20 protein-coding genes are annotated in these 25,934 nt (G+C 75.4%); 15 read left to right on the forward strand and 5 right to left on the reverse strand.

Going from position 1 to position 25,934, the window contains the following annotated elements; all coding sequences use genetic code 11:
- The 6 genes from ACFVFS_RS32255 to ACFVFS_RS32280 all read left to right on the forward strand — a co-directional run.
- The coding region (locus ACFVFS_RS32255) for an N-acetylglucosamine kinase (RefSeq protein ID WP_380628376.1) at positions 1-1,098 on the forward strand (1,098 nt) is incomplete at its 5' end.
- A 772-nt stretch (positions 1,099-1,870) separates the two neighbouring features.
- Complete coding sequence (lanKC, locus tag ACFVFS_RS32260) at positions 1,871-4,450, forward strand: class III lanthionine synthetase LanKC (RefSeq protein WP_380628377.1); 2,580 nt, start codon at positions 1,871-1,873, stop codon at positions 4,448-4,450.
- Between the two features lie 80 nt (positions 4,451-4,530).
- Entirely contained in the window at positions 4,531-4,668 is a 138-nt protein-coding gene (locus ACFVFS_RS32265; protein ID WP_350571418.1) for a SapB/AmfS family lanthipeptide, read from the forward strand.
- Positions 4,669-4,799: 131 nt separating this feature from the next.
- Entirely contained in the window at positions 4,800-6,626 is a 1,827-nt protein-coding gene (locus ACFVFS_RS32270; protein ID WP_380628378.1) for an ABC transporter ATP-binding protein, read from the forward strand.
- Positions 6,627-6,798: 172 nt separating this feature from the next.
- Positions 6,799-8,187 (forward strand): pyridoxal phosphate-dependent decarboxylase family protein, encoded by a 1,389-nt coding sequence (locus ACFVFS_RS32275; RefSeq protein ID WP_380628379.1) that lies wholly within the window; start codon positions 6,799-6,801, stop codon positions 8,185-8,187.
- A gap of 104 nt (positions 8,188-8,291) precedes the next feature.
- Positions 8,292-8,690: a PLDc N-terminal domain-containing protein gene (locus ACFVFS_RS32280; RefSeq protein WP_380628380.1), complete on the forward strand. Its 399-nt coding sequence runs from the start codon at positions 8,292-8,294 to the stop codon at positions 8,688-8,690.
- A 12-nt stretch (positions 8,691-8,702) separates the two neighbouring features.
- Here ACFVFS_RS32280 and ACFVFS_RS32285 read toward each other — a convergent pair whose 3' ends face one another.
- Positions 8,703-10,136: a hypothetical protein gene (locus ACFVFS_RS32285; protein WP_380628381.1), complete on the reverse strand. Its 1,434-nt coding sequence runs from the start codon at positions 10,134-10,136 to the stop codon at positions 8,703-8,705.
- A 307-nt stretch (positions 10,137-10,443) separates the two neighbouring features.
- Between ACFVFS_RS32285 and ACFVFS_RS32290 the strand changes: the two genes are divergently transcribed.
- From ACFVFS_RS32290 to ACFVFS_RS32300, 3 genes are all read left to right on the forward strand, one after another.
- Positions 10,444-10,914, forward strand: coding sequence for a DUF6325 family protein (locus ACFVFS_RS32290; RefSeq protein WP_380628382.1), 471 nt, complete (start codon positions 10,444-10,446; stop codon positions 10,912-10,914).
- A gap of 105 nt (positions 10,915-11,019) precedes the next feature.
- Positions 11,020-11,319, forward strand: a complete 300-nt coding sequence (locus ACFVFS_RS32295; protein WP_380628383.1) for an SHOCT domain-containing protein — start codon at positions 11,020-11,022, stop codon at positions 11,317-11,319.
- 37 nt (positions 11,320-11,356) lie between these two features.
- Entirely contained in the window at positions 11,357-12,976 is a 1,620-nt protein-coding gene (locus tag ACFVFS_RS32300) for an MFS transporter (protein ID WP_380628384.1), read from the forward strand.
- 117 nt (positions 12,977-13,093) lie between these two features.
- Here ACFVFS_RS32300 and ACFVFS_RS32305 read toward each other — a convergent pair whose 3' ends face one another.
- Positions 13,094-14,047 (reverse strand): fumarylacetoacetate hydrolase family protein, encoded by a 954-nt coding sequence (locus tag ACFVFS_RS32305; RefSeq protein ID WP_380628385.1) that lies wholly within the window; start codon positions 14,045-14,047, stop codon positions 13,094-13,096.
- 202 nt (positions 14,048-14,249) lie between these two features.
- Here ACFVFS_RS32305 and ACFVFS_RS32310 point away from each other — a divergent pair, with 202 nt between their 5' ends.
- The 4 genes from ACFVFS_RS32310 (at position 14,250) to ACFVFS_RS32325 (ending at position 20,879) form a co-directional block, all read left to right on the forward strand.
- On the forward strand, positions 14,250-14,816 hold the full coding sequence (locus ACFVFS_RS32310) for a TetR/AcrR family transcriptional regulator (protein ID WP_380628386.1): 567 nt from the start codon (positions 14,250-14,252) through the stop codon (positions 14,814-14,816).
- Positions 14,817-14,910: 94 nt separating this feature from the next.
- A complete protein-coding gene (locus ACFVFS_RS32315; RefSeq protein ID WP_380628387.1) occupies positions 14,911-15,426 on the forward strand; it encodes a VOC family protein in 516 nt (171 codons plus the stop codon).
- The gene (locus ACFVFS_RS32320; RefSeq protein WP_380628388.1) at positions 15,423-17,132 is read left to right on the forward strand and encodes an FAD-dependent monooxygenase; all 1,710 of its coding nucleotides are present in this window, start codon (positions 15,423-15,425) and stop codon (positions 17,130-17,132) included. Before ACFVFS_RS32315 ends, ACFVFS_RS32320 begins: the two co-directional genes overlap by 4 nt.
- A gap of 216 nt (positions 17,133-17,348) precedes the next feature.
- Positions 17,349-20,879, forward strand: coding sequence for an indolepyruvate ferredoxin oxidoreductase family protein (locus ACFVFS_RS32325; RefSeq protein ID WP_380628389.1), 3,531 nt, complete (start codon positions 17,349-17,351; stop codon positions 20,877-20,879).
- 139 nt (positions 20,880-21,018) lie between these two features.
- Here ACFVFS_RS32325 and ACFVFS_RS32330 read toward each other — a convergent pair whose 3' ends face one another.
- Positions 21,019-22,242 carry a benzoate/H(+) symporter BenE family transporter gene (locus ACFVFS_RS32330; RefSeq protein ID WP_380628390.1) on the reverse strand — a complete coding sequence of 408 codons (1,224 nt, stop codon included), beginning with the start codon at positions 22,240-22,242 and terminating at the stop codon, positions 21,019-21,021.
- 91 nt (positions 22,243-22,333) lie between these two features.
- Complete coding sequence (locus ACFVFS_RS32335) at positions 22,334-23,152, reverse strand: methyltransferase domain-containing protein (RefSeq protein ID WP_380628391.1); 819 nt, start codon at positions 23,150-23,152, stop codon at positions 22,334-22,336.
- Positions 23,153-23,427: 275 nt separating this feature from the next.
- Between ACFVFS_RS32335 and ACFVFS_RS32340 the strand changes: the two genes are divergently transcribed.
- Positions 23,428-24,414, forward strand: coding sequence for a polysaccharide deacetylase family protein (locus ACFVFS_RS32340; RefSeq protein ID WP_380628392.1), 987 nt, complete (start codon positions 23,428-23,430; stop codon positions 24,412-24,414).
- Positions 24,415-24,535: 121 nt separating this feature from the next.
- Entirely contained in the window at positions 24,536-24,952 is a 417-nt protein-coding gene (locus tag ACFVFS_RS32345) for a hypothetical protein (protein ID WP_380628393.1), read from the forward strand.
- A 54-nt stretch (positions 24,953-25,006) separates the two neighbouring features.
- Here ACFVFS_RS32345 and ACFVFS_RS32350 read toward each other — a convergent pair whose 3' ends face one another.
- On the reverse strand, positions 25,007-25,804 hold the full coding sequence (locus ACFVFS_RS32350) for an aminoglycoside adenylyltransferase domain-containing protein (protein ID WP_380628394.1): 798 nt from the start codon (positions 25,802-25,804) through the stop codon (positions 25,007-25,009).
- Positions 25,805-25,934 lie beyond the last annotated feature (130 nt).

The raw sequence follows: 25,934 nt of genomic DNA on the forward strand, positions 1-25,934 counted from the left end.
GAGACCGCCGCCGCACCGCCGGTCGGGCGGGCGGCGGCGCTCCCGACCGCCGTGCCCGCCGCCGCCGGATCGGCGCGGGCGCCCGCGCCGGCGGGGGAGGACTGGGTGGTCGGGGTGGACGTGGGCGGGTCCGGGATCCGGGTCGCGGTGGCCCCCGGCCGGTGGCCGGAGGAACTCGCCGGGGTGCGGACCGTCGAGGTGCCCGCGCCCGCGCGGGTGTCGGCCGGGGCGGGCGGGCTGGACGCCACGGCGCTGCTCGACCGGCTGCTCCCCGCCCTCCGGGGGCTCACCGCCGGGCTTCCGGCCGGTGCGCGGATCGGGGCCGTCGCGGTCGGCGCCACCGGGATGGCCCTGCTCGGCCGCGACCTCGCCGAGCGGCTGCCCGAGCCGCTCGCCCGGGCCACCGGTGCCCGGCGGCTGGTGCTCGCGGGGGACGCGATCACGGCCCATGTGGGCGCGTTGGGCACTGACTCCGGGGTGACCGTGGCCGGCGGAACGGGGCTGGTCGCCATCGGCTACCGCCCCGGTGCCGGCTGGCGGCGCGCCGACGGCTGGGGCCAGCTGCTCGGCGACTGGGGCAGCGGCGGCTGGCTCGGCCGCGCCGGTCTGGAGGCGGCCCTGCGGGCGTACGACGGTCGGACCGGCGGCTCGCCCCGCCTGCTGGCCGCCGCCGAACGCCGCTACGGTCCGGTGGCCGGTCTGCCGGCCGCCCTCCAACCGCGCCCCGACCGGGCCGCCCGGCTCGCCGCCTTCTCGCCGGACGTCGCGGCGGCGGCCGAGGAGGGCTGCCCGGTCGCCGCCGGGCTGATCGGGTGCGCGGGCGAGGAGATCGCCGCCTCCGCGACCGCCGCCGCCGGGTCGGCCGGCCTGTCCGCCCCGGACCTCGCGCTCACCGGCGGCCTGTTCCGCCTTGCCCCGCTGCGCCGCGCCACCGTCGACGCCCTGGCCGTCCGGCTCCCCGCCGCCCGCCTCCGCACGCCCGACGGCCCGCCCCTGCTCGGCGCCCTCCGCCTCGCCGTCACCGCCGCGGCCGCGCCCGACCTCCCCTGGCCCCTGCACCCGCCCCTCCTCGACGTCCTCGACACCGCCGGTCGGTAGCCCCCGGTGCCCGAGTGGTAGATGGGGCGTCCGGGATGGGACTCGTGCGAACGAATCATTCCGATGTCACCGACCGCTGGTCAAGGGAAAACAAATTTCCCGGGCTCCTGAAATACTCCCGAAATAGAACGGCAATATCGATAAACGGGCATCCGTTCGGTTTTTTCGGAGGGGGAGGGGCCGGTTCCCGGCTGCTTCGGGTGATCGGAATCCGGCAGTGCGCCGGGCGTGCGCCGGATCCGGGCCCCCGGTGCGCGATGTCCGCCTTTCCCCGCGCCGCTCTCGGACCGATTGCTCCGGCGCAGGTCGGCGCGTCGCCGCCCGCCCGCTGCGGCGATCCGGCCCGCCCGCCGCCGGTGCCATTCGTGCGCCCCCGAAACGATTTCCGGCCGGATTTCCGGCGGGGACGGCGCGTGCCGCCGCGCCCCGCTCGCGCAACGGCGCGAGGGGAGATCGGGGTGCGCGATTCCGGTTGGACGGGCGAATTGCGCGCCGTTGCGGAGTCGTCGCGGCGAACCCACTATTCGGATGGCCGTATCGCCATACCGGAACCTCACCTCCGGGCCCCACCCTCCGCCGTACGCCCCTCGCTCCGCCGTGCCCGGTGCCGTTTCCGTTCCGGGCCGTGCCACTCCGCGCCCCCGCTCCACGTTCGACGCTCCCGCTCAACGCATCCCGCTCGACGCGTCACGTCCGAGGCTCCACGCTCGACGCCGTCCCGCCCCGCCATCCCGCCATCCCGCCGTCGATCCCTGCCATGAGGAGGGTTCCGTTGGACAACCGGTACGAGGCCTACGCCTACGCCGATCCGCTCTTCTACGACTCGCCCCGGCGCTGGGGAGCGCACGAGGAGTTCGACGCCGTGACCCGCCCGCTGCCCGCGGGCTGGGAGCACGGCGACCTGGAGATGTGGGCCGTGGTGCGTCGCGTCGACGTGCGGATCCCGGACCAGGGCTGGAAGATCCATGTCTCGGCGTGCGTCGAGAACGCGGAGGAGGTGCTGGAGACCGTCTTCGCCTACTGCCTGCGCGAAGGCGTGACCTTCAAGTTCCTGCGCGGCCTGCCGATCCTCCAGGTGCAGAACTCCAAGTACGCGCCGCGCGGTTCCAGCGGGAAGTTCTGCACCCTCTACCCGGTGGACGACGCCGAGCTGGAGCGGTGTCTCGACGGCCTCGGCGCGCTGCTCGCCGGCCGGAAGGGCCCCTACATCCTCAGCGACCTGCGCTGGCAGGACGGCCCGCTGTACCTGAGGTACGGCGGCTTCGCCGAGCGCTACTGCCGCAACGAGGCGGGCGAGCGGGTGCTGGCCCTGGTCGGTCCCGACGGAAGGCTCGTTCCGGACGTCCGCGGAACCGCCTTCGCCGTCCCCTCCTGGGCACCGGTTCCGGCCTGCATCGCCCCGGCGGTCGCCGAGCGCGCTGCCCAGCGCGACACCGGACTGCCGTACACCGTCGAGCGGGTCCTGCACTTCTCCAACGCGGGCGGCGTCTACCTGGCCCGTGACGGGCAGGACGGGCCGCAGGTGGTCCTGAAGGAGGCCCGCCCGTTCGCGGGGCTGGACCAGCGCGGCGTGGACGCGGTGACCCGGCTGCGCAACGAGCACGCCGTGCTGGCCCGGCTGGCCGGCGTCCCCGGGGTCCCCGCCGAGCACGGACTGCTGACGGCCTGGGAACACGAGTTCCTCGTCCAGGAGTACGTGGCCGGGCAGTCCCTGAGCGAGTGGCTGACGGCGCGCTACCCGCTGATCCACCCGGACGCCGGCGAGGACGCCGTCGCCGAGTACACCCGGGACGCCCTGGCGATCGTCGCGCAGGTGGAGCGGGCGCTGGCGCAGATCCACGCCCGCGGTGTCGTCTTCGGCGACCTCCACCCCCGCAACCTGATCATCAGGCCGGACGGCGAACTCTGCTTCATCGACTTCGAACTCGCCAGCACCACGGAGGACTTCCTGCGCCCTGCGCTCGGGGCCGCCGGGTTCACCGCACCGCTCGGCCGCACCGGGACGGACATCGACCGCTACGCGCTGGCTGCGCTGCGGCTGTGGCTCTTCTTCCCGCTGGTCCAGCTCACCGCGCTGGACCCGGACAAGGCCGGCCAGCTCGCCGACGCGATCGAGCGGCGCTTCCCGGTGCCGCCCGGCTACACCGACGACATCCGCCGGCACGTCGCCCGCTCACCGCAGGACGGCCGCACCCCCCGCCCCGAACTGGACGCCGGCCGCGCCGAGACCCGCGCGCTGCTGGAGGCCCCGGCCGCCGACTGGCCGGCGATCAGGGACTCGCTCGCCGCCGGCATCGCCGCGGCGGCCACCCCCGAGCGCGCCGACCGCCTCTTCCCGGGCGACATCGCCCAGTTCACCCAGGGCGGGCTCGGCCTGGCACACGGCGCGGCCGGGGTGCTCTACGCCCTGCACGCCGCCGGCGCGGCCGTCGACCCCGCGCACGTGCGGTGGCTGGCCGCCGCCGCCCGCGACCGCGCCCCGGTGCCCGGGCTGTACCACGGCGGCCACGGCGTCGCCTACGTCCTGGACCTGCTGGGCGAGCACGAGCAGGCGGCCGACCTGCTGCGCCGCCTCGGCCGGGCCGCGGCCGCCGAGGGTGAACCGGCCTCGGCCCCGGCGCTGGCCTCCGGCGGCCCGGGCATCGCGCTCACCCTGCTGCACTTCGCCCGGGCCACCGGGGACGAAGGGCTGCTGGACGAGGCGCTGGCCGCGGCCAGGAGCGCCGCCATGACGTGGGAGAAGACCGGGCGCGGCGACGCCGGCCGACGGGCCGGGCTGCTGGCCGGGGCGTCCGGCGCCGCGCTCGCCCTGGTCCGCCTCCACGAGCACACGGGGGAGCGCGCCCTGCTGGACCAGGCGGAGGCGCTCCTGGAACTCGATCTCGACCGCTGCGTCACCGTCGCCGACGGAACCCTCCAGGTCGTCGACCGGCGCCGGGTGCTGCCCTACATCGAGACCGGCAGCGCGGGCATCGGCCTCGTCCTGGCCGCCCTCCTCGCCCACCGCCCCGACAGCGCCCTCGCCGAGCGGCAGTCGCTGATCCGGAAGGCGGCCGAGCCGGAGTTCGTGATCCAGCCGGGCCTGTTCAACGGGCGGGCCGGACTCCTCGGCTACCTCGCGCTGACCGGCGGCCCGGCCGAGGGCCGGACCCTGCTCGACCGCCACCGCGCCCTGCTGGCCCTCCACCAGGTCCCCTACCACGGCCACCTCGCCTTCCCGGGCGACCAGTTGCTGCGGCTGTCGACGGACCTCGCGACGGGCTCGGCCGGGGTGCTGCTGGCCCTCGGCACGGCCCTCGCGGGCACCCCCTTCCTCCCGTTCACCGAAGCGGCGCCGCCCGCGCCCCGGTGACCCCCCGGGCGCGAGCGCCGCGCCCCCACGGACTCCCGGCCGCCCGGCCGGGTGGTACACCGCAACCGAAGGAGAACGTCATGGCGATCCTCGACCTCCAGACCCTGGAGCTGCCCGAGACCGAGGCGGCCCCGATCGACGACACCCTCGCGAGCACCAGCTCGCTGAGCGTCCTCAACTGCGGCACCAGCACCGTCAGCACGCTGCTCTGCCTCTGACCCGACCGGCCGCCCGCACGGGCGGCCCGTGACGGTCGACCCGGCCGGATGGTCCACGGACCACCCGGCCGGGTCCCGTTCCCCGCCGACGGCCCCGCGAAGGGCGCCCCGCCCAGGAGAGAGGTGCCCCCGTGGCCGACCGGTCCGCGCCCGCCAACGCCGAAGCCCGCTCCGAAACCTCTTCCGAAGGCCTCTCCGAAGGCCTCTCCGAACCCGGAGCCCCCGCGCCGCCGCAGGTCCGGCTGCGCCGCGAACTCGCCGCCCAGCCGGTCCGCCTCGCCGCCGCCCTGACCCTCGCCGTGGTGGCCACCGCCGCCGCCCTCGCGCTCCCGCTGCTGGTCCGCCGGATCGTCGGCGACTTCTCCGAGCACCGCTCGCTCGCCCCCGGACTGCTGATGATGGCCGCGGCCGCCCTCGTCGGCGCGGCCGCCCAGGCGCTCTCCGGCTTCCAGCTGGCCCAGGTCGGCGAGGGGATGACCTACCGGCTGCGGACCGCCCTGATGGTCCACGCGCTGCGCCTGCCGCTGCCCGTCGTCCGCGCCCGGGGCACCGGCGAACTCGCCGCCAGGGTCACCTCCGACGCCCAACTGCTGGGCCAGGTGGTGGAAGTGGCGATGCAGCTGCCGCTCGCCGCGCTCAGCGTCCTGGCGACCCTCGCGGTCATGCTGTGGATCGACTGGGTGCTCACCGCGGTCACCGTGGCCGCGCTCGGCCTGCTGACCGCGCTGGTCCTGGTGATCACCCGCCGGATGCGGGCCAACGTCACCGGGCAGCAGGACGCGGTCGGGCGGATCGCCCAGCGCTTCACCGCCGACCTGGAGGCCCTCACCACCATCAAGGCCTACCGCGCCGAACCGCTCGCCGACCGGGTCCTGGCCGAGGACGCCGAGCACCTGCGCGCCGTGTCGCTGACCGGCGCCCGGCTCGGCGCCCTGGTACCGGCCGTGCTCACCCTCGGCAACCAGTTCGCGATGATCGCGGTCATCCTCACCGGCGGCGCGCGGCTCGCGGCGGGCGAGCTGAAGGTGGCGGCCTTCGCCGCGTTCCTGCTCTACCTGCTGCAGACCGTCCCCTCGGTGAACACCCTCGCCACCGGCTTCGGGCGCCTCCAGGCCGGGCTGGCCGCCCGCGACCGCTGCAACGAACTCCTCGCCCTGCCCCCGGAGGCCGACCCGGGCGACGCAGACCGGACCGCGCCCGCCCCCGCGCCCGACGCCCCGGCGGTGGTCTTCCGCACCGTCTCCTTCACCCACACCGGCGCCCGGCGGGCCGCCCTGCGCGCCGCCTCCTTCAGCATCCCGCGCACCGGACTGACCGCGGTGGTCGGCCCGTCGGGCGCGGGCAAGAGCACCGCCCTCGCGCTCGTCGGCCGCTTCGTACGGCCCGGCGCCGGATCGGTCAGCGTCCTCGGCCACGACCTGCGCGCCTGGCCACTGGGCGCGCTGCGCGCCCGGATGGCCTACGTGGACCAGGAGTTCACCCTCCTGGAGGCCAGCGCCCGCGACAACCTCCAGCTCGGCCGGGCCGGTGCCGCCGAGGAGCAGGACCTCGCCCGGGCGCTCGCCACCGTCGGCCTCACCGAGGACGTCGCCCGTCTCCCGCACGGCCTGGACACCGTCCTGGGCCGCGAGTTCGACCTCTCCGGCGGCCAGCGCCAGCGGATGGCGCTGGCCCGCGCGCTGCTCGCCGACGCCGACATCGTCCTGCTGGACGAGCCCACCAGCCAACTCGACGGCCTCAACGAACTGCGCTTCCGCGAGATCGTCGACCGCCTGGCCCGCCGCAGCGCCGTCGTGGTGGTCGCCCACCGGCTGACCACGGTCCAGCACGCCGACCACGTGATCATGCTGGACCACGGCACCGTCGTCGACGCCGCCGACCACCCCACCCTGCTCGCCCGCTGCGCCCCCTACCGCGAACTGGTCACCAGCCAGACGGGCCCGTCCCCGCACCCCTGAAGCCCCGTCTGCCATGATCACGCGGTGAGCGCTGCGATCGTCCCGACCGACCCCTTCCGGGCGTCTGCCGTCTGAGGACCGATCAGGCCACCTACCTCGGATTGGACCGCGACGCCGCAGGCCGCGACGGCTACCGTCGACGACACCGCCGACCGACCGGAGACAGAGCGCCATGCACCCCGAACTCGCCGCCGATCTGGACCAGTTGCCCGCACTGCTGGAGGAGACCCGCCGGGCCGCGGCCGCCTTCCTCTCCTCCCTGGACGAGCGGCCGGTGGTGCCGCGGGCCGAGCCGCCCGCCGCCATGCCGCTGGTCGACCGGGGCGGCGGCCTCCGGGAGGCGCTGGCCGCGTTCGGCGAGCGCTGGGAGCCGAGGCTCTCGGCCGGGGCCGGGCCGCGCTACTTCGGGTTCGTCACCGGGGGAGCGACCCCGGCGGCGCTGGCCGGCGACTGGCTGACCGCCGCCGCCGACCAGAACTCCAACTCCTCGCTGGACGGCGCCGGCCAGCAGCTGGAGCGGGAGGCGGTCGGCTGGCTGCGCGAGCTGTTCGGGCTCTCCGCCACGCACGCCGGTACCTTCGTCAGCGGCGCGACCATGTCGAACACGGTCGGTCTGGCGATCGCCCGGCAGTGGCTCGGCGAGCGCCTCGGCGTGGACGTGGCCGAGGACGGCGCCGCCGCGCTCGGCCGGGTGCGGGTGCTGTCGGGCAGCGCGCACTCCAGCGTCGCCAAGGCCCTGTCGGTGCTGGGCCTGGGCCGGACCGCGCTGGTGAGGGTGCCCGTCCTGCCCGGGCGGGAGGCGGTGGACCCGGCCGCGCTGGAGCGGCTGCTGGCCGAGGCCGACGGCCCGTGCGTGCTGGTCGCCAACGCCGGCACGGTCAACACGGTGGACTTCGACGACCTGCGGGCGCTGGCCGACCTGCGCGACCGCTACGGCTGCTGGCTGCACGTGGACGCGGCGTTCGGCGCCTTCGCCGCCCTGGCCCCCGAGCACGCGGACCTGGTGGCCGGCCTGGACCGGGCCGACTCGATCTGCGTCGACCTGCACAAGTGGCTCAACGTGCCCTACGACAGCGCCGTGCAGTTCACCCGCCGCCCCGACCTCCAGGCCGAGGTCTTCCGCAACGCGGCCGCCTACCTGGGGCCGCTCGGCGAGCACCCCGACCTGGTGCACCTCACCCCGGAGAACTCCCACCGGCTGCGCGCCCTCGCCGCCTGGTTCACCCTGCGCGCCTACGGCCGGGCCGGCCACCGGGAGATCGTCGAGCGCTGCGTGGCCGGCGCCCGCACGCTCGGGGAGGCCGTCGCGGCGACGCCGGGGCTGCGGCTGCTGGCGCCGGTGCGGCTGAACGTCGTCTGCTTCACCCTGGCCGAGGACCCGACCGCCGACCGCCTCGCCGCCCTGGCCGCGGCCGTGGCCGACGAGGCGTTCCTGACCCCGACCCACTACGCCGGCGTCCCCGCCCTGCGCGCGGCGTTCAGCAACTGGCGCACCACCGAAGCGGACGTCCGCCGGACGGCGGCGGCCCTCGCCCGGGCGGTGTCCGCGATCGGGGACTGACCCCCGGGCCGCCCGCGTCTCACCCGCCAGGGGTGGTGCGCGGGCGGCCGGGGCGCGGGACCGTGGGCCGTGAGGGGGTTCGGCTTTCTCCCCGGAGGCGGGCGATGGACGACTATCCGCTGTTGAACATCTTCCTCACGACCATGTGGATCTTTCTCTGGATCCTCTGGTTCATGCTCCTGTTCCGGGTCTTCGGCGACCTGTTCCGGGACGACACGGTGGGCGGCTGGGGCAAGGCCGGCTGGTGCGTGCTGCTGATCCTGCTGCCGTTCCTGGGCGTGTTCGTCTACCTGATCGCGCGCGGCAAGGGCATGGGGATGCGCGAGATGACGCGGGCCAAGGAGGCGGAGGCGGAGTTCCGCACCTATGTGCGGGACGCGGCCGGGGCCGAGGCGAAGCCGGCCAGCGCCGCCGAGGAACTGGCCCGGCTCGCGGAGCTGAAGCGCGACGGCTCCATCACGGAGGAGGAGTACCAGCGCGCCAAGGCGCTCGTGCTGTCCTGACGCCCGCGGGCGTCAGTGCGCCGTGACCCCCGTGTCCACCGCGGCCCCGCCCGTGGACGCGGGGGTCACGGGGTGGGCGGGGGCGAAGAACTCGCGGATGGCGAAGGCCGCCAGGACCACCACGGCGAACCAGAACACCACCATCCCGGTCGGGTGGTCCCACAGGACGAAGACCACGGCGGCGACGACCAGGATCAGGACGCCCAGCCAGCGCTTCCAGCGCCGGACGAAGTGGTCCACCGGCCCGGCCCGGAAGCCCGCCCCGTCGGCCGAGGAGCGCAGCGCCGCGACCCCGTGCCCGGCCACCGAGCGAACGGTCACGGCGGGGCGCGAGGGGCCGACGAAGAACGCTCCGAGCGCGACGACCACGGCCAGGAAGCCCACCATCCGCACCCCGCTGCGCAGGTAGTCGACGATGGCGTCGTAGACGGCCGCGGCGGCGGCCTGCGAGGCGTCGGCGGGCAGGTGGTCGAGGAAGTAGGAGCGGAAGACGGCCAGCGCGATGCCCAGCACCAGCATGGCCACTCCGATGCCGAGGGCGGCGCCGACGAGCGCGCGGCGGCGGTTGAAGGCGGTCAGCACACCGGCCGCGGCGACCAGCACCGTGATGACCGGCATCCACCAGCCGAGGATCTGCAGGAGCCGGAACCCGCCCTTGATCTTGGCGAGGTCGGGCGAGGAGAACACCACGAACGAGGTGTGCACCTCCGGGATCTTGGCGGCGGGCGCGAAACCGGCGTTGACCAGCTCGTTCTTGACCCGCTCCACCATCGGCCCGATGTCGATCACGACCTCGTCGTTCTTCAGCTCGACCGCGCCGCCGCCCTGGCCGGTCAGGGCCTTGACCATGGTGGCGTGCGCGGCCCGTACGGCGTCCTCCCACACGGTCGCGAAGGCGTTGCTGGTGACCACCCGCTCGGCGGCGCCGTGCACGAGGTTGGTCAGCGCCCCCTCCAGGGGGCCGGTCAGCCCGCCCAGCAGCTGGGCGAGCCGGGGCGGCACACCCTGTTCGGCGGCGGCCTGGGAGACGTCGTTGACGAACGCCTTGACGTCGATCTGCTCGGTCGCGGCATCGGTGATCCGGTTGGCGAGGGCGTTCTGCACGTCGGGGTCGTGGGCCAGCGGCGCCATCGTGGCGACGAACCGGTCGGTGTCGGTGATCTCGTCGTGCGCCCAGACGGCGATGACGGCCAGCAGCGACAGCACGGAGGCCACGATCACCAGGACGGTCGCGCCGGTGGTGCGCAGCCGGTGGTGCTGCGGCCCGCGCCGGGCCTCGGCCTCCAGCTGGGCGACCCGGTGGTGCAGCGCCTCCAGCTCGCCGGCCTGCGAGCGGTCGGCCGGGGGTCGGTCGGCCGACGGTCGGGAGGCGGGCGACTGCCCGGGTCCCGGCCGGCCGGGCTGCTCGGGCTCGGGCTGCGGCGTGCTGGACTCGGCCGGTGGCATGCGGGCGGCTCCTCGCGCTGGGCGGTCCGGGCGGAGCGGCGGCACCGAGCGGACGGGCCACCGTGCACACCAGCCAAGGCCCCGGCCGGACGGGCGGCGAGCAGGGTTACCCCACCGGGGTGAGCCGCTTCGCCCGTCGGGCGCAGCGCGCGGCCGACCGGGTCACCCCGAACAGGTGAGCCGGAGGGCGGGGGTGGCGGGTTAGCTTCGGCGAGGGTCGGCTTCACCGCGGCGTCCTTCACCGCGGTGTTCCGGGGCCGGCCCCCGGCCGACGCCGTCGGCCGGCCCTCCTGCGACAGGAGCCGACGTGAGCAGCGAACCCGTCACCCCCGGCGAACTCGACGAACTGGGCCCCATCGACTACCTGGTCATCGCGTTCCCCGGCAGCCACTTCACCGGCGAGGGGCTGCCCCTGCTCGTCGACCTGGTCGACCGCGGCATCATCCGCATCCTCGACCTGACCTTCGTCCGCAAGGACACGGACGGCACGGTCCGGGGCGCCGAGCTGGCCGACGTGACCGGCGACGGCCGCCTCGACCTGACCGTCTTCGAGGGCGCCTCCTCGGGCGTGCTCGGCGAGTCCGACGTCACCGAGGCCGGCGCCCTCCTGGAGCCGGGCGACTCCGCAGCGGTCCTCCTCTACGAGAACCGCTGGGCGGCGCCGTTGGCCGCCGCGCTGCGCCGGGAGGACGCCCGCCTGATCGCCGGCGGGCGGGTCCCGGTCGAGGACCTGCTGGCGGTCCTGGACTCGCTCGACCGGCTCGAAGCCGCGGGCTGATCCCGCCCCCGACCCGACGTACCCCCCGACCCGACGTACCCCCCGACCCGACGTACCCCTCACCCCTCACCCCTCACCCCTCACCCCTCACCCCAGGAGGAAGCCATGCCCGGACTGCTTCGCGGAGTGGCCCGTACCGCGGTGGTCGCCGGTACGGCCACCGCCGTCTCCAACCGCGTCTCCCGTCGCCAGGCCGGCCGCTGGGCGCAGCAGGACGCCCAGCAGAGCTACTACGCCGAGCCCGCCGCACCCCCGCCTGCGCCGCCCGCCGCGCCCGCCGCGCCCGCCGCGGCGACCATGGAGGAGAAGCTGGACCAGCTCAAGGACCTGGCGACGCTCAAGGAGCAGGGCGTCCTCACCGAGGAGGAGTTCGCCGCCCAGAAGGCCCGGATCCTCGGCAGCTGACCGCGTCGGGGAACGCGGCGCACAGGCGGGAGGCACGGTGAACCGCTGGAAGACCCTGGTCGTGCTCGGGACGGCCCAGTTCCTGATGGTGCTCGACGCGTCGGTGATGAACGTGTCGATCAGCCAGCTGGTCGAGGACTTCGACACCGAGGTCACCGCGATCCAGGCCGTCATCACCCTCTACACCCTGGTCATGGCCGCGTTCATGCTGACCGGCGGCAGGCTCGGCGACATGTACGGGCGGCGCCGGGTCTTCGTGGTCGGGCTGGTCGTGTACGCGGTCGGGTCGGGGCTGACCGCGGTGGCCCCGACGGTGGGCGTGCTCGCGCTGGGGTGGTCGGTCATCGAGGGGCTGGGCGCCGCCCTGGTCCTGCCCGCGCTGGCGGCGCTGGTGGCCGGCACCTACCAGGGCCGCGACCGCGCCGTGGCCTACGGCGTGGTCGGCGGCCTGGCGGGCGCGGGCATCGCGGTGGGACCGCTGCTCGGCGGCTGGGTCACCACCTACCTCACCTGGCGGCTGGTGTTCGCCGGAGAGGTGGTGCTGGTCGTCGCGATCCTCTGCCTGATGCGCTGGGTGCCGCCGCAGCCGCCGCCGGAGCGTCGGCCCCGGCTGGACGTGGCGGGCGTGGTGCTGTCGGCCTCGGGCCTCGCGGTGGTGGTGCTGGCGGTGCTGCAGAGCGGCAGCTGGGGCTGGGTCCAGCCGCGCAACCCGCCGTTCACCGTCCTCGGCTTCGCCCCGACGCTGTTCGCGGTGGCGCTCGGGGGTGCGCTGATCTACGCGTTCTGCCTGCACGAGCGCCACCGGGAGGGGAAGGGCCTGGACCCCCTGGTCTCGCTCGCCCTGTTCGACAACCGGACGCTGCGCGCGGGCCTGGCGACCCTCTTCAACCAGAACACCGTCCTGCTGGGCCTGTTCTTCGTCATCCCGCTCTACCTCCAGGTCGTGCAGGGCCTGGACGCCTTCGAGACCGGCCTGCGGCTGCTGCCGGTGTCGATCACCATGCTCGCGGCCTCGATGTCCGGCTCGCTGCTGCTGCGCTTCGCCTCGCCCCGCACCATCGTCCGGGCCGGGCTGCTGGTGCTGGTCGCCGCCACCCTGTGGCTGATCGCCGTCATCGGGCCGGAGCTGAGCGGCGGCTCGTTCGCCGGGGCGATGGCGCTGCTCGGCATCGGCATGGGGATGCTCGCCTCCCAGCTGGGAAACACGGTGCAGTCCAGCGTGCGGCAGGAGGAGCGCAGCGAGGCGGGCGGGCTGCAGTACACGGCGCAGAACCTCGGCTCCTCGCTCGGGACGGCGCTGATCGGCGCGATCCTGATCGGTGCCCTCGCGACGTCCGTGACCAGCCGGATCGAGAACGACCCGCGGGTCTCGGCGGCGGTCGCCGAGCAGGCCGGGGTCCGGGTGGAGGCGGGGCTGTCCTTCGTGCCGGCCGACCAGGTGGCCGCGGCGCTCGCGGCGCAGCCCGAGGTGCCGCCGGAGGAGGCCGCGGCCGTGGTGGAGAGCTACCAGGACGCGCAGATCAACGGGCTCAAGGCCGCCGTCCTCGCGTGCACGGGCATCACGGCCGCCGCCGTCCTGTTCACCCGCCGCCTGCCCGCCGTCCGCGGTTCCACCGCCGGGCCGGCCGACTCCCGGGGCCCCGGGGCCGACGGGTAGCGCCGTGTGTCGGCGGGCGGCGGTAGTGGTACCCGTGGCTCGCTCGGCGGCGGCCCGCCCGCCCGGCGGCGGCACGGGCGCCGCCTGTTCCCGGGCGGGCGCCGCGGCGGGCCGGGTTCACGGTGCCGGGCTCCCCGGGCCGGCGGGGAGGCCGTCCGCCGTGGTCGTCCCGGCAGCAGCCCCGGCAGCAGCCCCGCCGGCCGCGGGCGCGGCCGCCACGCGGTTGCGGAGCGTGCCGAGGCGTTCCACCTCGACCTCGACCACGTCGCCCGGGCGCAGGTGGCGGCCGGAGAACACGCCGGCGCCCCGCGGTGTTCCGGTGAGGATCACGTCACCGGGTTCGAGGGTCTGGTACCGCGAGAGGAAGGAGACCAGCTCGGCCACGCCGTGGAGGAAGGCGCTGGTGCGGTCGTCCTGCCGCAGCTCGCCGTTGACCCGGGTGCGCAGCCGGAGGTCGAGCGGCTCGTCGAGTTCGTCCGGGGTGACCAGGCAGGGGCCGAGCGGTTTGAAGGTGTCGAAGCTCTTGGACACGCCGATGGAGGCGGTGGGATCGCCCGAGATCGCCCGCTGCTGGATGTCGCGCGCGGAGACGTCGTTGGCGATGGTCAGCCCGGCGAGGTGGCCCATCGCGTCGGCGGGGTCGACGGCGGTGGCGCGTCCGCCGATGACGGCGGCGACCTCGCCCTCGTAGTCGACCTGCCCGGGCGCGACCGCCGGAAGGAGGATGTCGTCGCCGGGCGCGGCGACCGCGGACCCGGCGACGACCTGGAAGTTGGGCTCGGTGGGCAGGGTGATGCCGGGCCGTCCCATCGCGGCGAACATCTCCAGGGCCTCCTCCGCGTGACTGCGGTAGTTCAGGCCGACGATCAGGATCTTCCCGGGCCGGCGGACGGGGGCGTGCACCCGGACCCCGTCGAGGGCGACCCGCCGGACGACCGCCGCGGCGCGGGCCGCCGCGAGCCCGGGGCCGCGCAGGAGGGCGCCCAGGTCGGCGAAGGGGAGGTCGAGCAGGGACAGCTCGCCGGGGCCGTCCTCCCTGGCGATGCCCAGGTCGGTGCTGTACAGGCGCATCAGTGACTCCCGAGGGTCGGGGAAGACGTTCTCTTGGCGGTTCTCTTGGCTAAGAGTCAAGAGCTTTCTTGTTTCGGAGTCAAGAGCTTGCCGGCCGGTGGCCCGCGGTTCTCCGGCCGCGGGCGTGCGGCCGGGGCCGTGGGCGGACCTGCGGCAGGGGGTGTGACCAGCGGTGCGGCGCCGCCGCCTAGGCTTTGCTGCCATGCCAAGAAACCGTCAGCAGATCCCGAAGGCCGAGCGCGAGGCCGTCCTGATCGACAGTGCCTGGGAGCTCTTCGCCGCCCAGGGGTACAAGGGGACCAGCCTGGCCGAGGTCGGCAGGTCGGCGGGTGTGGCGGCCAATGCCGTGCGCTGGTACTTCCCCACCAAGGACGACCTGTTCGCCGCCGCGCTCGACCGGCTGTTCCTGCGCGAGCGGGAGCGTGTCGAGGCGGATCCCGCGCTCGGCGGCGACCCCCGGCGGCAGCTGGTGGCCTTCCTCGTCGATCTGGAGGCCCATCGCGGACTGCACCGGGAGGCGTACGACCGCATGGGCGAGTCGCCCGCCGTCGCCGGCGCCTACTCCCGCCTTCAGGAGTGGCTGGAGGGCCGCCTCCTCGCGGCCGTCGCGAACCGGCTGCCCGAGGGGGCGGACATCGCGCCGGTGGCGGACGTGGCGCACGTGCTCTTCGAGGGGCTGCTGGTCAGCACCCGGAAGCTGGACCGGCCGACCGAGGAGCTCGTCGACCTCCTGATGGAGGCGCTGGCCGCTGTGGCGGCAGCGCGCTGAGCCATCTCTTGACTGCCATACAAGAGCCTGTCTAAGTTGCTCTTGTATGGCAGCCAAGAGGGCTGCCGTGCCCCGAGATGGAGGTCGCCGCTCCATGGCTTCTCCCGACAAACTCGCCCACATCGTGCTGCGCACCGGCCGCCTGGCGGTGATGACCGACTGGTACGTCCGCGTCCTCGAAGGCCGGGTCGCCTTCGCCAACGAGGCCCTCGCCTTCCTGACCTACGACGACGAGCACCACCGCGTCGCGCTGGTCGCCACCGGGGCGTCCGAGCGCCCGACGGACGCGCACAGCGGTCTGCACCACGTGGCGTTCACCTACGCGACGCTCAAGGACCTGCTCGACACGTACCGGCGGCTGAAGGGTGACGGCATCCACCCCTTCTGGTGCATCAACCACGGGCCGACCACCTCGATGTACTTCGAGGACCCCGACGGCAATCACCTGGAACTCCAGATCGACAACTTCGCCACCGCGGAGGCCCTCGACGCCTGGTTCCGGTCCGGAGCCTTCGAGGCCAACCCGCTGGGGGTCGACTTCGACCCCGACGACCTGGTGCGGCGCTTCGAATCCGGTGAGCCCCTCGCCGACCTGGTCCGGCGCGCATGAAGGACATCGACGCCCCGGTCGTCATCATCGGCGCCGGCCCCGTGGGGCTGGCCACCGCCCTCGTCCTCGGCCGGCACGGCGTGCGCAGCGTCGTCTGCGAGCAGTTCGGCGGGATCAATCCCCACCCCCGGGCCCACATCGTCAACACCCGGTCCATGGAGCTGTTCCGGGCCTGGGGCATCGCGGACGCCGTCCGGGCGGACGCCGTCGACCAGGCCCAGGCCGGCACCGTCCTGTGGAAGCGGACCCTCGCGGGGGAGACCCTGGGCCGGATCGACTTCGCCGACGGCCCGCGGGGCGCACTCGCGCAGCGGGCCCACGCCTCCGCCGAGCAGCTCGTCTCCTGCGCCCAGGACCGGGTGCAGCAGCACCTCCTGGACGCGGTCCTCGCCCAGGGCACGGCCGCCGTCCACTACGACACCACCGTCGTCGAGGTGGCGGACCGCGGCGACGCCGTCGACGTCACCGTGGACGGCACGGGCGGGCGGCAGGTCCTGCGCACCCGCTACGTCGTGGCGGCGGACGGCGCGGCCGGGGGCATGCGCGACCGGCTGGGGATCGGTACGGAGGGCTCCCCCGTGCTCGGCCACCAGCTGAACATCTACTTCCACGCCGACCTCTCCCCGTGGATGCGCGAGGACCCGGCCCTGCTGGTCTGGCTGATCAACGAGACCTCCCCGGGCGTCCTCATCGGGATGGACGGCGCCCGCCGGTGGACCTTCCAGCGGAGCTTCGACCCGGCGGTCGAGTCACCGCAGGACTACCCGCCCGAGCGGTGCGCCCGGATCGTCCGGGACGCCGTCGGAACCGCCGAACTCGACGTGGACATCCGCTCCGCGGGGGCGTGGACCATGACGGCCAGGACCGCCGTGACCTACCGCAGCGGCCGGGTCCTGCTCGCCGGCGACGCGGCGCACCAGTTCCCGCCGACCGGCGGCCTCGGCATGAACAGCGGCCTCGCCGACGCGGACAACCTCGGCTGGAAGCTCGCCGCCGTGCTGGGCGGACACGCGCCCGACGCCCTGCTCGACAGCTACGAGGGGGAGCGCCGCCCCGTCGCCGTCGACAACGCCCGCCACAGCGTGCTGAACGCCGTGAAGATGGCCGAGGTCGGCATCGGGCCGGAGACGGCCGCGATCGCCGCCCGCCTCGCCGACCCGGACCCGGCGGTCGCCGCGGCGGAACGCCGGCGGATCGCCGAGGCCGTCCCCCGGCAGCGCCCGCACTTCGACGCGCTCAACCAGGAGATCGGGTACGTCTACGGAACGGCCCGGCGGGCCGACGGCGCGGGCGGCCGCCTGCCCTCGGCCACCGAGTACACGCCGACCGCCGCTGCCGGAGCCCGGCTGCCGCACGCCTGGGTCGACCGCGACGGGCAGCGGGTGTCCACCCACGACCTCCTCGGGCCGGGCTTCACCCTCATCACCGGGCCGGAAGGCGCCGACTGGGCCGAGCCCTTCGAGCGGGCCTTCGCGCGGACCGGCGAGGACGGGGAGGACCGGACCGGCCTGGTCCGGCGGACCGTCGTCATCGGACGGGACGTCACCGGCCCGGACGGCCGCTGCCCCGAGCCGCTCGGCATCGGTGAGGGCGGGGCCCTCCTCGTCCGGCCGGACGGCCACATCGCGTGGCACAGCTCCGAGGGATCGACCCCCGCCTCGGCGCTGACCGACCTGCTCCGCGGAGCCGGGCGGCCCGCCGCGTAGTGCTTCGTCAGGTCCCGCGCCCGGACGGGCCGTGATTCCGGCCCCGTCCGGGCGCGGACCTCGTGGGGCGCGCCGGTCCCCGCGGCCGGCGCTCCCGATCCATCCCCCCGGCCTCTCGCCCCCACCCGGTGGCCCGGCGCCGCCCGACGGGCCCGCGCCCGCGCAGCCGCCCGCCCCGCCGGCCACCGCGGCGACGCCCCATCCGGAGGAACCACAGTGGTCACCCCTCAGAACACGACCGGACCCCGGCCCTCGCTCCAGGACCGGTACGTCCGCGAAGAAGGAACCGTCCATCTCACCGGCATCCAGGCGCTCGCCCGCCTGCCGCTCGACATCCGCCGCGCCGACCGCCGGGCGGGCCGCGACACCGCGGGATTCGTCTCCGGGTACGAGGGTTCGCCGCTCGCCGGATACGACATGGAGCTCGCGCGCTGCCGCCCCCTCCTCGACGAGTACGACATCGTCTTCCGCCCCGGCGTCAACGAGGAACTGGCGGCGACGGCCGTCCAGGGCACCCAGCTCGCGGCGGAGCAGCCGGACAAGCGGGTCGACGGCATCACGGCCGTCTGGTACGGCAAGTCCCCGGGGCTGGACCGCGCCTCGGACGCCGTCCGGCACAACAACCTGATGGGCACCCACCCGGCCGGTGGCGCGCTCGCCCTGGTCGGTGACGACCCCGCCGCCAAGTCGTCCACCGTCCCCGGCGCCTCCGAGCTGCTCCTCGCCGACCTCGGCCTGCCCACGCTCTACCCGGCCGACCCGCAGGAGGCGCTCGACTTCGGACTGCACGGCGTGGCGATGTCCCGGGCATCCGGCCTGTGGGTGGCGCTGAAGATCGTCACCGCGGTCGCCGACGGCTCCGGCACCGTCGACGTGAGCGCGGGCCGGATCGCACCGGTCGAGCCGGACCTCGTCGTCGACGGAGTGCCGTACCGGCACACCGTGGGCAGCCGGATGGTGCAGCCCGCCCTCGGCGCGCTGGAACGCTCCCGGGACGGCGCCCGACTGGAGATCGCCCGCCGGTACGCCGCCGCCAACGGCCTCAACCGCATCACCGTGACGGGGCCCGACGACCACCTCGGCATCGTCGCGGCGGGCAAGACCTACCTCGACGTCCGCCAGGCCCTGCGCATCCTCGGGCTCGACGACGCCGAACTGGGGCGGCGGGGGGTGCGGCTGCTCCACCTCGGCATGATCCACCCGCTGGAACCCACGGTCGTCGAGCGGTTCGCGGGCGGACTGCGGCACATCGTGGTCGTGGAGGAGAAGCGGCCGCTGATCGAGACCGCCCTCAAGGAACTGCTCTACGGGCGCGGCGACCGGCCGGCCGTCTCCGGCAAGCGCGCGGCCGACGGTTCGGCCCTGTTCCCCCTCGACGGGGAGTTCGGTCCCGACACCGTCGCCGCCCGGCTCGCCCGGCTGCTGGACGGGCTGGGTGAATTCCCCACCGTGCGGGACTGGCTGGAGACCAGGAAGCCGGCCGCGGCCCGGCGCAGGGCGCTGCCCCTGCTGCCGGTGGTGCCCCGGACGCCCTACTTCTGCTCCGGCTGCCCGCACAACCTCTCGACCAAGGCGCCCGAGGGCGCCGCCGTCGGAGCCGGGATCGGCTGCCACGCCATGGTCACGCTGATGGACCCCTCCCAGTCGGGGGACGTCATCGGCATGACGCAGATGGGGGGCGAGGGCGCCCAGTGGATCGGGATGCAGCCGTTCCTCGCCCGCGACCACCTCATCCAGAACCTCGGGGACGGCACGTTCCACCACTCCGGCAGCCTCGCCGTCCGGGCGGCGGTCGCGGCCGGGGTGAACGTCACCTACAAGCTGCTCTACAACTCCGCGGTGGCGATGACCGGCGGGCAGCAGCCGGTCGGCGTCATGCCGGTGCCGGCGATCGTCCGGGAGCTGCTGGCGGAGGGCGTCGGGCGCGTCATCGTCACGACCGAGGACGTCAAGCGCTACCGGCGGGTCGCGCTTCCGAAGGGCGTCGCCGTCTGGCACCGCGACCGGCTTCCCGAGGCCCAGGACGTGCTCGCCCGAACCCCCGGGGTCACCGTGCTCGTCCACGACCAGGAGTGCGCGACGGAACTGCGGCGCAAGCGCAAGCGGGGCCTGGCACCCGAGCCGGTCGAGCACGTGGTGATCAACGAGCGGGTGTGCGAGGGCTGCGGCGACTGCGGACAGCGGTCGAACTGCCTCTCGGTGCAACCCGTGGAGACCGAGTTCGGCCGCAAGACCCGGATCGACGAGTCCTCCTGCAACAAGGACTACGCCTGCCTGGCGGGGGACTGCCCCTCCTTCCTCACGGTCGTCCCCGCCGGCGGAAAGCGCGCCTTCACCGCCGTGCCGATGCCCGACGGCGCGTCCCTGCCCGATCCGGAACCCGTCGCACCGGCCTCCCACACCACCCGGATCACCGGCATCGGCGGATCCGGTGTGGTCACCCTCGCGCAGATCCTCAGCACCGCCGCGGCGCTGGTGGGCCTGCACGTCCGGACCCTCGACCAGACCGGCCTGGCCCAGAAGGGCGGCGCGGTGGTCTCCGATCTGAAGATCACCACGGAGCCGACGGACCAGGCGGGCCGGGCGGCGCTGGAGGAGTGCGACCTCTACCTCGGCTGCGACCTGCTCGTGGCCGCGGAGCCCGGAAACCTGTCGGCGACCGCCCCGGCGCGGACCGTGGCGGTCGTCTCCACGGCGGAGGTCCCGACCGGACGGATGGTGATCGACCCGACCGTGTCGTTCCCGCCCTCCGGACCGCTCAAGGAGCGGATCAGCGCCGGGGCCAGGGACACCGTCTTCCTGGACGCGCGGCGGCTCTCCGCCGACCTGCTCGGCGAGGACCAGTTCGCCAACCTCCTGCTGACGGGCGCGGCCTACCAGAGCGGCGGGCTGCCGGTCCCGGCGCACGCCATCGAGGAGGCGATCACCCTCAACGGCGTCAAGGTCGACGCCAACCTCAGGGCGTTCCGCCTCGGCCGCCTGGCCGTCGCCGACCCCGCGGCCTTCGCCGCGCTCCTGCCCGGGCGGGCCGCTCCGGCGGGGCCGGGGGGCCGTCTCGCCGCCACGGCCCGCGGTGTCCTCGGGGCGGCCGGGGCCGCCCCCGGGTCGGAGCTCGCCCGGCTGCTGGAGGTCCGCGTGCCGGATCTCATCGCGTACCAGGACGTCGCCTACGCGACGAGGTACCTGCGCTTCGTCGAACGGGTACGGCGGACCGAGGACGAACGCGTGCCCGGCTCGACCGCTCTCGCCGAGGCGGTGGCCACGCACCTGTACAAGCTGATGGCGTACAAGGACGAGTACGAGGTGGCCCGGCTCTCCCTCGACCCCGAGGTCGAGCGGGAGGTCAGGGCGCGCTTCGGGGACGGCGCGCGGATGTCCTACCGTCTCCACCCGCCCGTGCTGCGGGCGCTGGGAATGACCCGCAAGATCGAACTCGGTCCCTGGTTCAAGCCCGCCTTCCGCGTCCTCGCGGCCATGCGCGGCCTGCGCGGCACCCGCTTCGACCCGTTCGGCGCGGCGCGGGTGCGCCGCACCGAACGCGCCCTGGTGGCCGAGTACGAGGCCACCGTGACCGAGGTCTGCCGGGTCCTGCGCGAGGACGTCCATAGTCTCGCGGTCGAGATCGCCGGGCTGCCCGACCTGGTGCGCGGCTACGAGGAGATCAAGCTGGCCTCGGTCGCGCGGTACCGGGCCCGGTCCGAGGAACTCGTCGACCGACTGCGCGACCTGAGCCGGCCTCGGGTCTGAGCCCGGACACCCCGTCCGGTCCGGGCCGGACGGGGCCGCCGCCCGCGGGAGGCCGGCCGCCTCGACCTCCCGCGGGCGGCGGGCGCGGGTCGGGCGGTGACCGGACGGAGAGCCGTGCCGACCCGCCCCGGGCCGGTGTTCAGCCCCTGCGCGCGTCCAGCACCAGATGGGTGGCGAGCCCGAACAGCAGGCCCCAGAAGGCCGAGCCGATGCCGAACAGGGTCATCCCCGAGGCGCTCGCCAGGAAGGTCACCACGGCCGCGTCCCGTCCGCGCTCCTCCGCGACCGCCGCCGCCAGGCTGCCCTGCAGCGAGGCGAGCAGGGCGACCCCGGCGACCACCGCGACCAGCTCCCCCGGCAGCCCGGTGAACAGGCTCACCAGGACCCCGCCGAAGCTGCCGACCAGGACGTAGAGCAGGCCCGAGGACATCCCCGCCACGTACCGGCGGCGCGGGTCCGGATGGGCCTCCGGGCCCGAGCAGATGGCCGCCGTGATCGCCGCCAGGTTCACTCCGGGCGAGCCGAACGGCGCCACCAGGACCGACACCGCGCCGGTCGTGCCGATCAGCAGCCGGTCGTCCGCCGGGTAGCCGAAGGCCCGCAGCACCCCGAGGCCGGGCGCGTTCTGCGAGGCCAGGGTGACGATCGCGAGCGGCAGCGCCAGCCCCACCAGGGCCGACCAGGAGAACGCCGGCACCGTCAGCACCGGCACCGTCGGGCCGCCCGTGCCCAGGCGCAGCGGCAGCCCGACGGAGAGCGCGGCCAGCACACCGCCCGCCAGCAGCGCGACCAGGACGGCGTACCGGGCCGCGAACCGCTTGGCCAGCAGGAAGGCCGCGAAGCCGCCCACCACCAGCAGCGGCGCGCTGTGCACGGCGCCGAAGATCCCGGCGCCGAAGGAGAATAGGATGCCGGCGAGCATCGCGTTCACGATGCCGACGGGCACGGCGGCGATCAGCCGGCCGAACCAGCCGGTCACCCCGAACAGCGTGACCGCCGCCGCGCTCACCAGGAACGCCCCGACCGCCTCCCGGTAGGGGTAGTCGCCGAGGCCGGTCACCAGCAGCGCGGCCCCCGGGGTCGACCAGGCGGTGATGACCGGGGTCCGGGTCCACCAGCTCAGCGCGAAGCCGCTGACCCCGCTGCCGATCGCCACCGCCCAGATCCAGGACGCCGTGTGCGCCGGGTCGAGCCGACCGGCCGCGGCCGCCGCGAGCACCACCACCAGCGGTCCCGAGAACGACACCGCGACGCAGACCAGCCCCGCCAACAGGGCCGGCGCCGACACATCACGCCGCAGGGTCCGGCGCTCCCCGCCCCCGGCCGGAGCCGTCCGCGGTCCGACCGTCAGTTCATCCGTCATCCGGGCAGTATCCCTAAGGCCGCCCGAAGGCCGCCCGGTGCCCGCCCGCAGACCGTCCGGTGCCCGCCCGGTGCCCGGGCGTGCGGCGCCGTCAGCGCGGCCGGTGGGCGGCGACGGCGAACATCGTCACCGACAGGTGGAAGGCGCCCCGCTCGGCGGCGGCCGCCAGCTCCTCGTAGAGCCGGTCGCGCTGCGCCTCGGTGATCAGGCCCCGGGTGACGGCCTCCCCGCCGATCATCTGCACCAGGGGCCAGGTGACGGACCGGTGGTCGTGCAGCAGGACCTCCGAGGCGGTCGCGTCGACGGCCAGTCCGGCGTCGGCCGACCACTCGGCGAGGCGCCGTCCGGCGTCCGGGGTGGCGGCGGCGTCCTGGACGACCGTCGCCAGCGCGGAGCGGATCGCGGGGGAGGCCGGGTGGATGAGGAAGGTGGACCAGTCGGTGTCCAGCAGGGCGGCCCGGCCGCCCGGCCGCAGGACGCGGGCCATCTCCGCGACGGCCCGCGCGGGGTCGGCCAGGTGCTGCAGGACGCGCTCGCAGCGGACCGCGTCCAGGTCCGCGTCCGGCAGCGGCAGCGCGAGGGCGTCGCCGTCCAGGTAGCGGGCCCGGCTGCCGGCCTCGGCGGCGCGCTGCTCGGCGACGGCGCGCAGACCGGGATGGGGTTCGAGGCCGAGCGCGGTGCCGTCCGGCCCGACCGCCGTGGCGAGGACAAGGGTCTCCGAGCCGGTGCCGGAGCCGACGTCCAGCGTCCGCTCGCCGGCGGCCGCCGCCAGCCGCTCGTGCGCCCATGCGCGCAGCCGCCGCACACCGGGGCTGGCGGCCAACTGGTCGAGCACGTCGACGAGTCGGCCGGTGACCGCCGGGTCGGTGTTGCCGGGGTCGAAGGCCGAGGTCGGGCGCGGATCGGTCATGGCGCCCACTATAGGGACGCCGCCCGGCTCCGCCCGGTCGCACCGCCTCCGCGCGCCGCGCCCCGTCACCGTGTCGCCGCGCACCGCCCGGCGGAGCGTCAATACCGTTCGCCCGTACCGTTCTTGTCGTTCCGATCATTCCGTACCGACCTATCGTCCTGGAGGCCGGTCGTCCGTATGATCTGGGCAGCCCGGCGTCGGGGACGCCCGCGGGGGCGGGGCCGTGGGGATCGTTCCAAGGGAGGGGCAGCACGGTGCGGTTCGCGGGTGTGGGTGTGACGCGTGGGGGATACCGGATCGCCGGGCCGGGCGGGGTCGAGGTGCTCGAACGCTGCGGGGTGGAACGGCCGGTGGCCCGGCTGGTCGAACTGGCGGCCCGGACGCCCGGTGGCCTCGCCGTGGTCGTCGACAGTGCCAACGGCCTCCTGGACGCGCCCCTGGCGGCCGCCGGGATCCCGGTGCTCCGCGCCGACCCGCCGGTCCCGGCGGACGGCGGCGCCGCCGCCGAGGTGCTCGCCGAGCTCGGGCGGGACCGCCCCGAGCTGCTGACCGCGCTGCCCGCCGAGGGGTGGACGATGAGCGGCCGCGAGGAGGAGATCACGGCGGCGGAACTGGCCGGGGCCGCGGTCGAGCGCCGACTCGCCGCCGACGGGAGGCTGGTGGCGGGCGGCCTCGGCGCGGCGCCGCTGGTGGCGCTGACCTTCGACGACGGCCCGCACCCGGAGTTCACCCCGCAGGTGCTGGACGTGCTGCACCGCCACGACGCCCCGGCGGCGTTCTTCTGCATCGGCCTGCACGCGCTGGCCCACCCCGGCGTGGTGCGCCGGATCGCCGAGGCGGGCCAGACCCTCGGCAACCACTCCTGGTCCCACGCCTACCTGCCCGACCTGGGCCCGACCGGGCTCGCCCGCCAGCTCGGCCACACCCGCGAGGTGCTCGCCGAGGCCTGCGGCGACGACCGCCCGATCCGCTGGCTGCGCCCCCCGTACGGCGGCCGCAGCCCCGAACTCCTGCGCGCGGTGGCCGAGTCGGGCCTCGTCACGGTGCTCTGGGACGTCGACGCCAAGGACTGGTCGCGCCCCGGCCCCGAGGTCGTCGCCGAGCGCGTCCTGGGCCAGGTCCGCCCGGGCTCGGTGATCCTGATGCACGACGGCGGCGGCGACCGCTCCCAGACCGTGGCCGCCCTACCCGCCGTCATCACCGGCCTGCGCGCCCGCGGCTACCGGCTCGTCACCCTCGACGCCCTCCTCGCCGCCGCCTGACCGGCGCGGATTCTCCGACTCTTCCCCATGGACACGTCATGAGGTGTTCACCGTCGGCCGGGAGGATGCTGTGGCGGAACCTCCTGTTCACCCAGTGCTCGTTCGAGGGAGAGGAAGAGCCATGCGCAAGCCCCTGATGGCGATGGCGGCCGCCGCACTGGCGGCCGTCGGGTTCGCCGCACCGGCGCAGGCCACCGTCACCGACGTGAACATGCCCTTCGGCATGGCCTACGGCAACAGCACGACCTCGGGAACGATCCACTTCACCGATGGCTACACCGCCACCGTGTCCGGCACCGTCCACGCGGCCAGCGGCGCCCGCAGGGTCTGCGCCCTGGGGGTGAACGGCAGTACCGAGACGGGCGTCACCTGCAGCCCGTGGGCGTACGCGGGCGAGGCGAACCAGGCGCTCAGCGCCTCGCTGCGGATCGCGCTGCCGGGCGGCGTCCAGCGGGTCTACATCTTCATGGGCGACGAGAGCAACAAGAACGTGGCCCAGGAGTACTGCACCCGCAGCGGCTGTACCCGGGAGTTCTGAGTCGGCGGTGGCGGCCGCCCGCGCTCCGCGGGCGGCCGTCCCGTACGCCCGGCCTCACCCGCCCGCCGCCGCCTCCTCGACCCGCTCACCCGCCCAGGCCAGGAACGCCCGCACCTCGGCGGCGGGCAGGTCGACCGCCTCCGGGCGCGGCCGCTCGTAACTGCGCACGGCCGCCTCCAGCAGGGGCCGGAAGCCGGGCTCGACGGCCGCGATCCGACCCGCCGCCGCCCGCTTGGCCGGCCACCGGCCGGTGCGGCAGAAGACCACCGCCCGGCAGCCGTTGAGCACCCGGTTGTCCGCGAGGTGGCCCGTCCCGTCGGCGTGCTCGCGCACGGCGGCGCGCAGCGCGGCGAACAGTTCGGCGGGCGCGGGCTCCGCGACCACCCGGCGCGCCGGAGCGCCCCACAGTGTGAGCCCGGCCCGGTGGGCGATCGAGCGGTCGACGGCGAACCAGAACGCCGCCGCCCCCGTGGTGTCCAGGTCCGCCCGCTCCGCGAGCAGCGGGCCGGTGTTGAGGTTCAGCAGGTACCCCGCGCCGCCCGCGGGCCGCCCGGCGGCGTCCGCGCCGTACACCACCAGTTCCAGCCCGGCCGCCGGACACGGCAGCCGGCGGTGGGAGAGCCGTTCGGCCAGCTCCCGCAGCGCCGCCCCGGGCAGGCCCGGCTCGACGACCACCACGACGTCCACGTCGCTGCGGCCGTGCCGGTAGTCCCCGAGCGCCACCGATCCGACCGCCAGCACGCTCACCACCCGCTCCCCGCACACCGCCCGCACCCGGCGGACGACCTCGGCCAGGTACCCGCGCAGCTCGGCGGGCACGACCGGCCGCCGCTCCTCGTCGTCGTGGCTCACCGGCCCAGTCTGCCCGTCGCGCCGGGCGGCCGGGCCGTGACGGGTCCGGCGTAGGCGCCGACTGGACGAGCGGTGGACGGGGCGGACCGGTCCCGCCGGAGCGGTCCGCGCGGCCCGCGGCGCGGGTGGT

Source organism: Kitasatospora sp. NPDC057692 (assembly GCF_042799475.1).
Lineage (GTDB): Bacteria > Actinomycetota > Actinomycetes > Streptomycetales > Streptomycetaceae > Kitasatospora.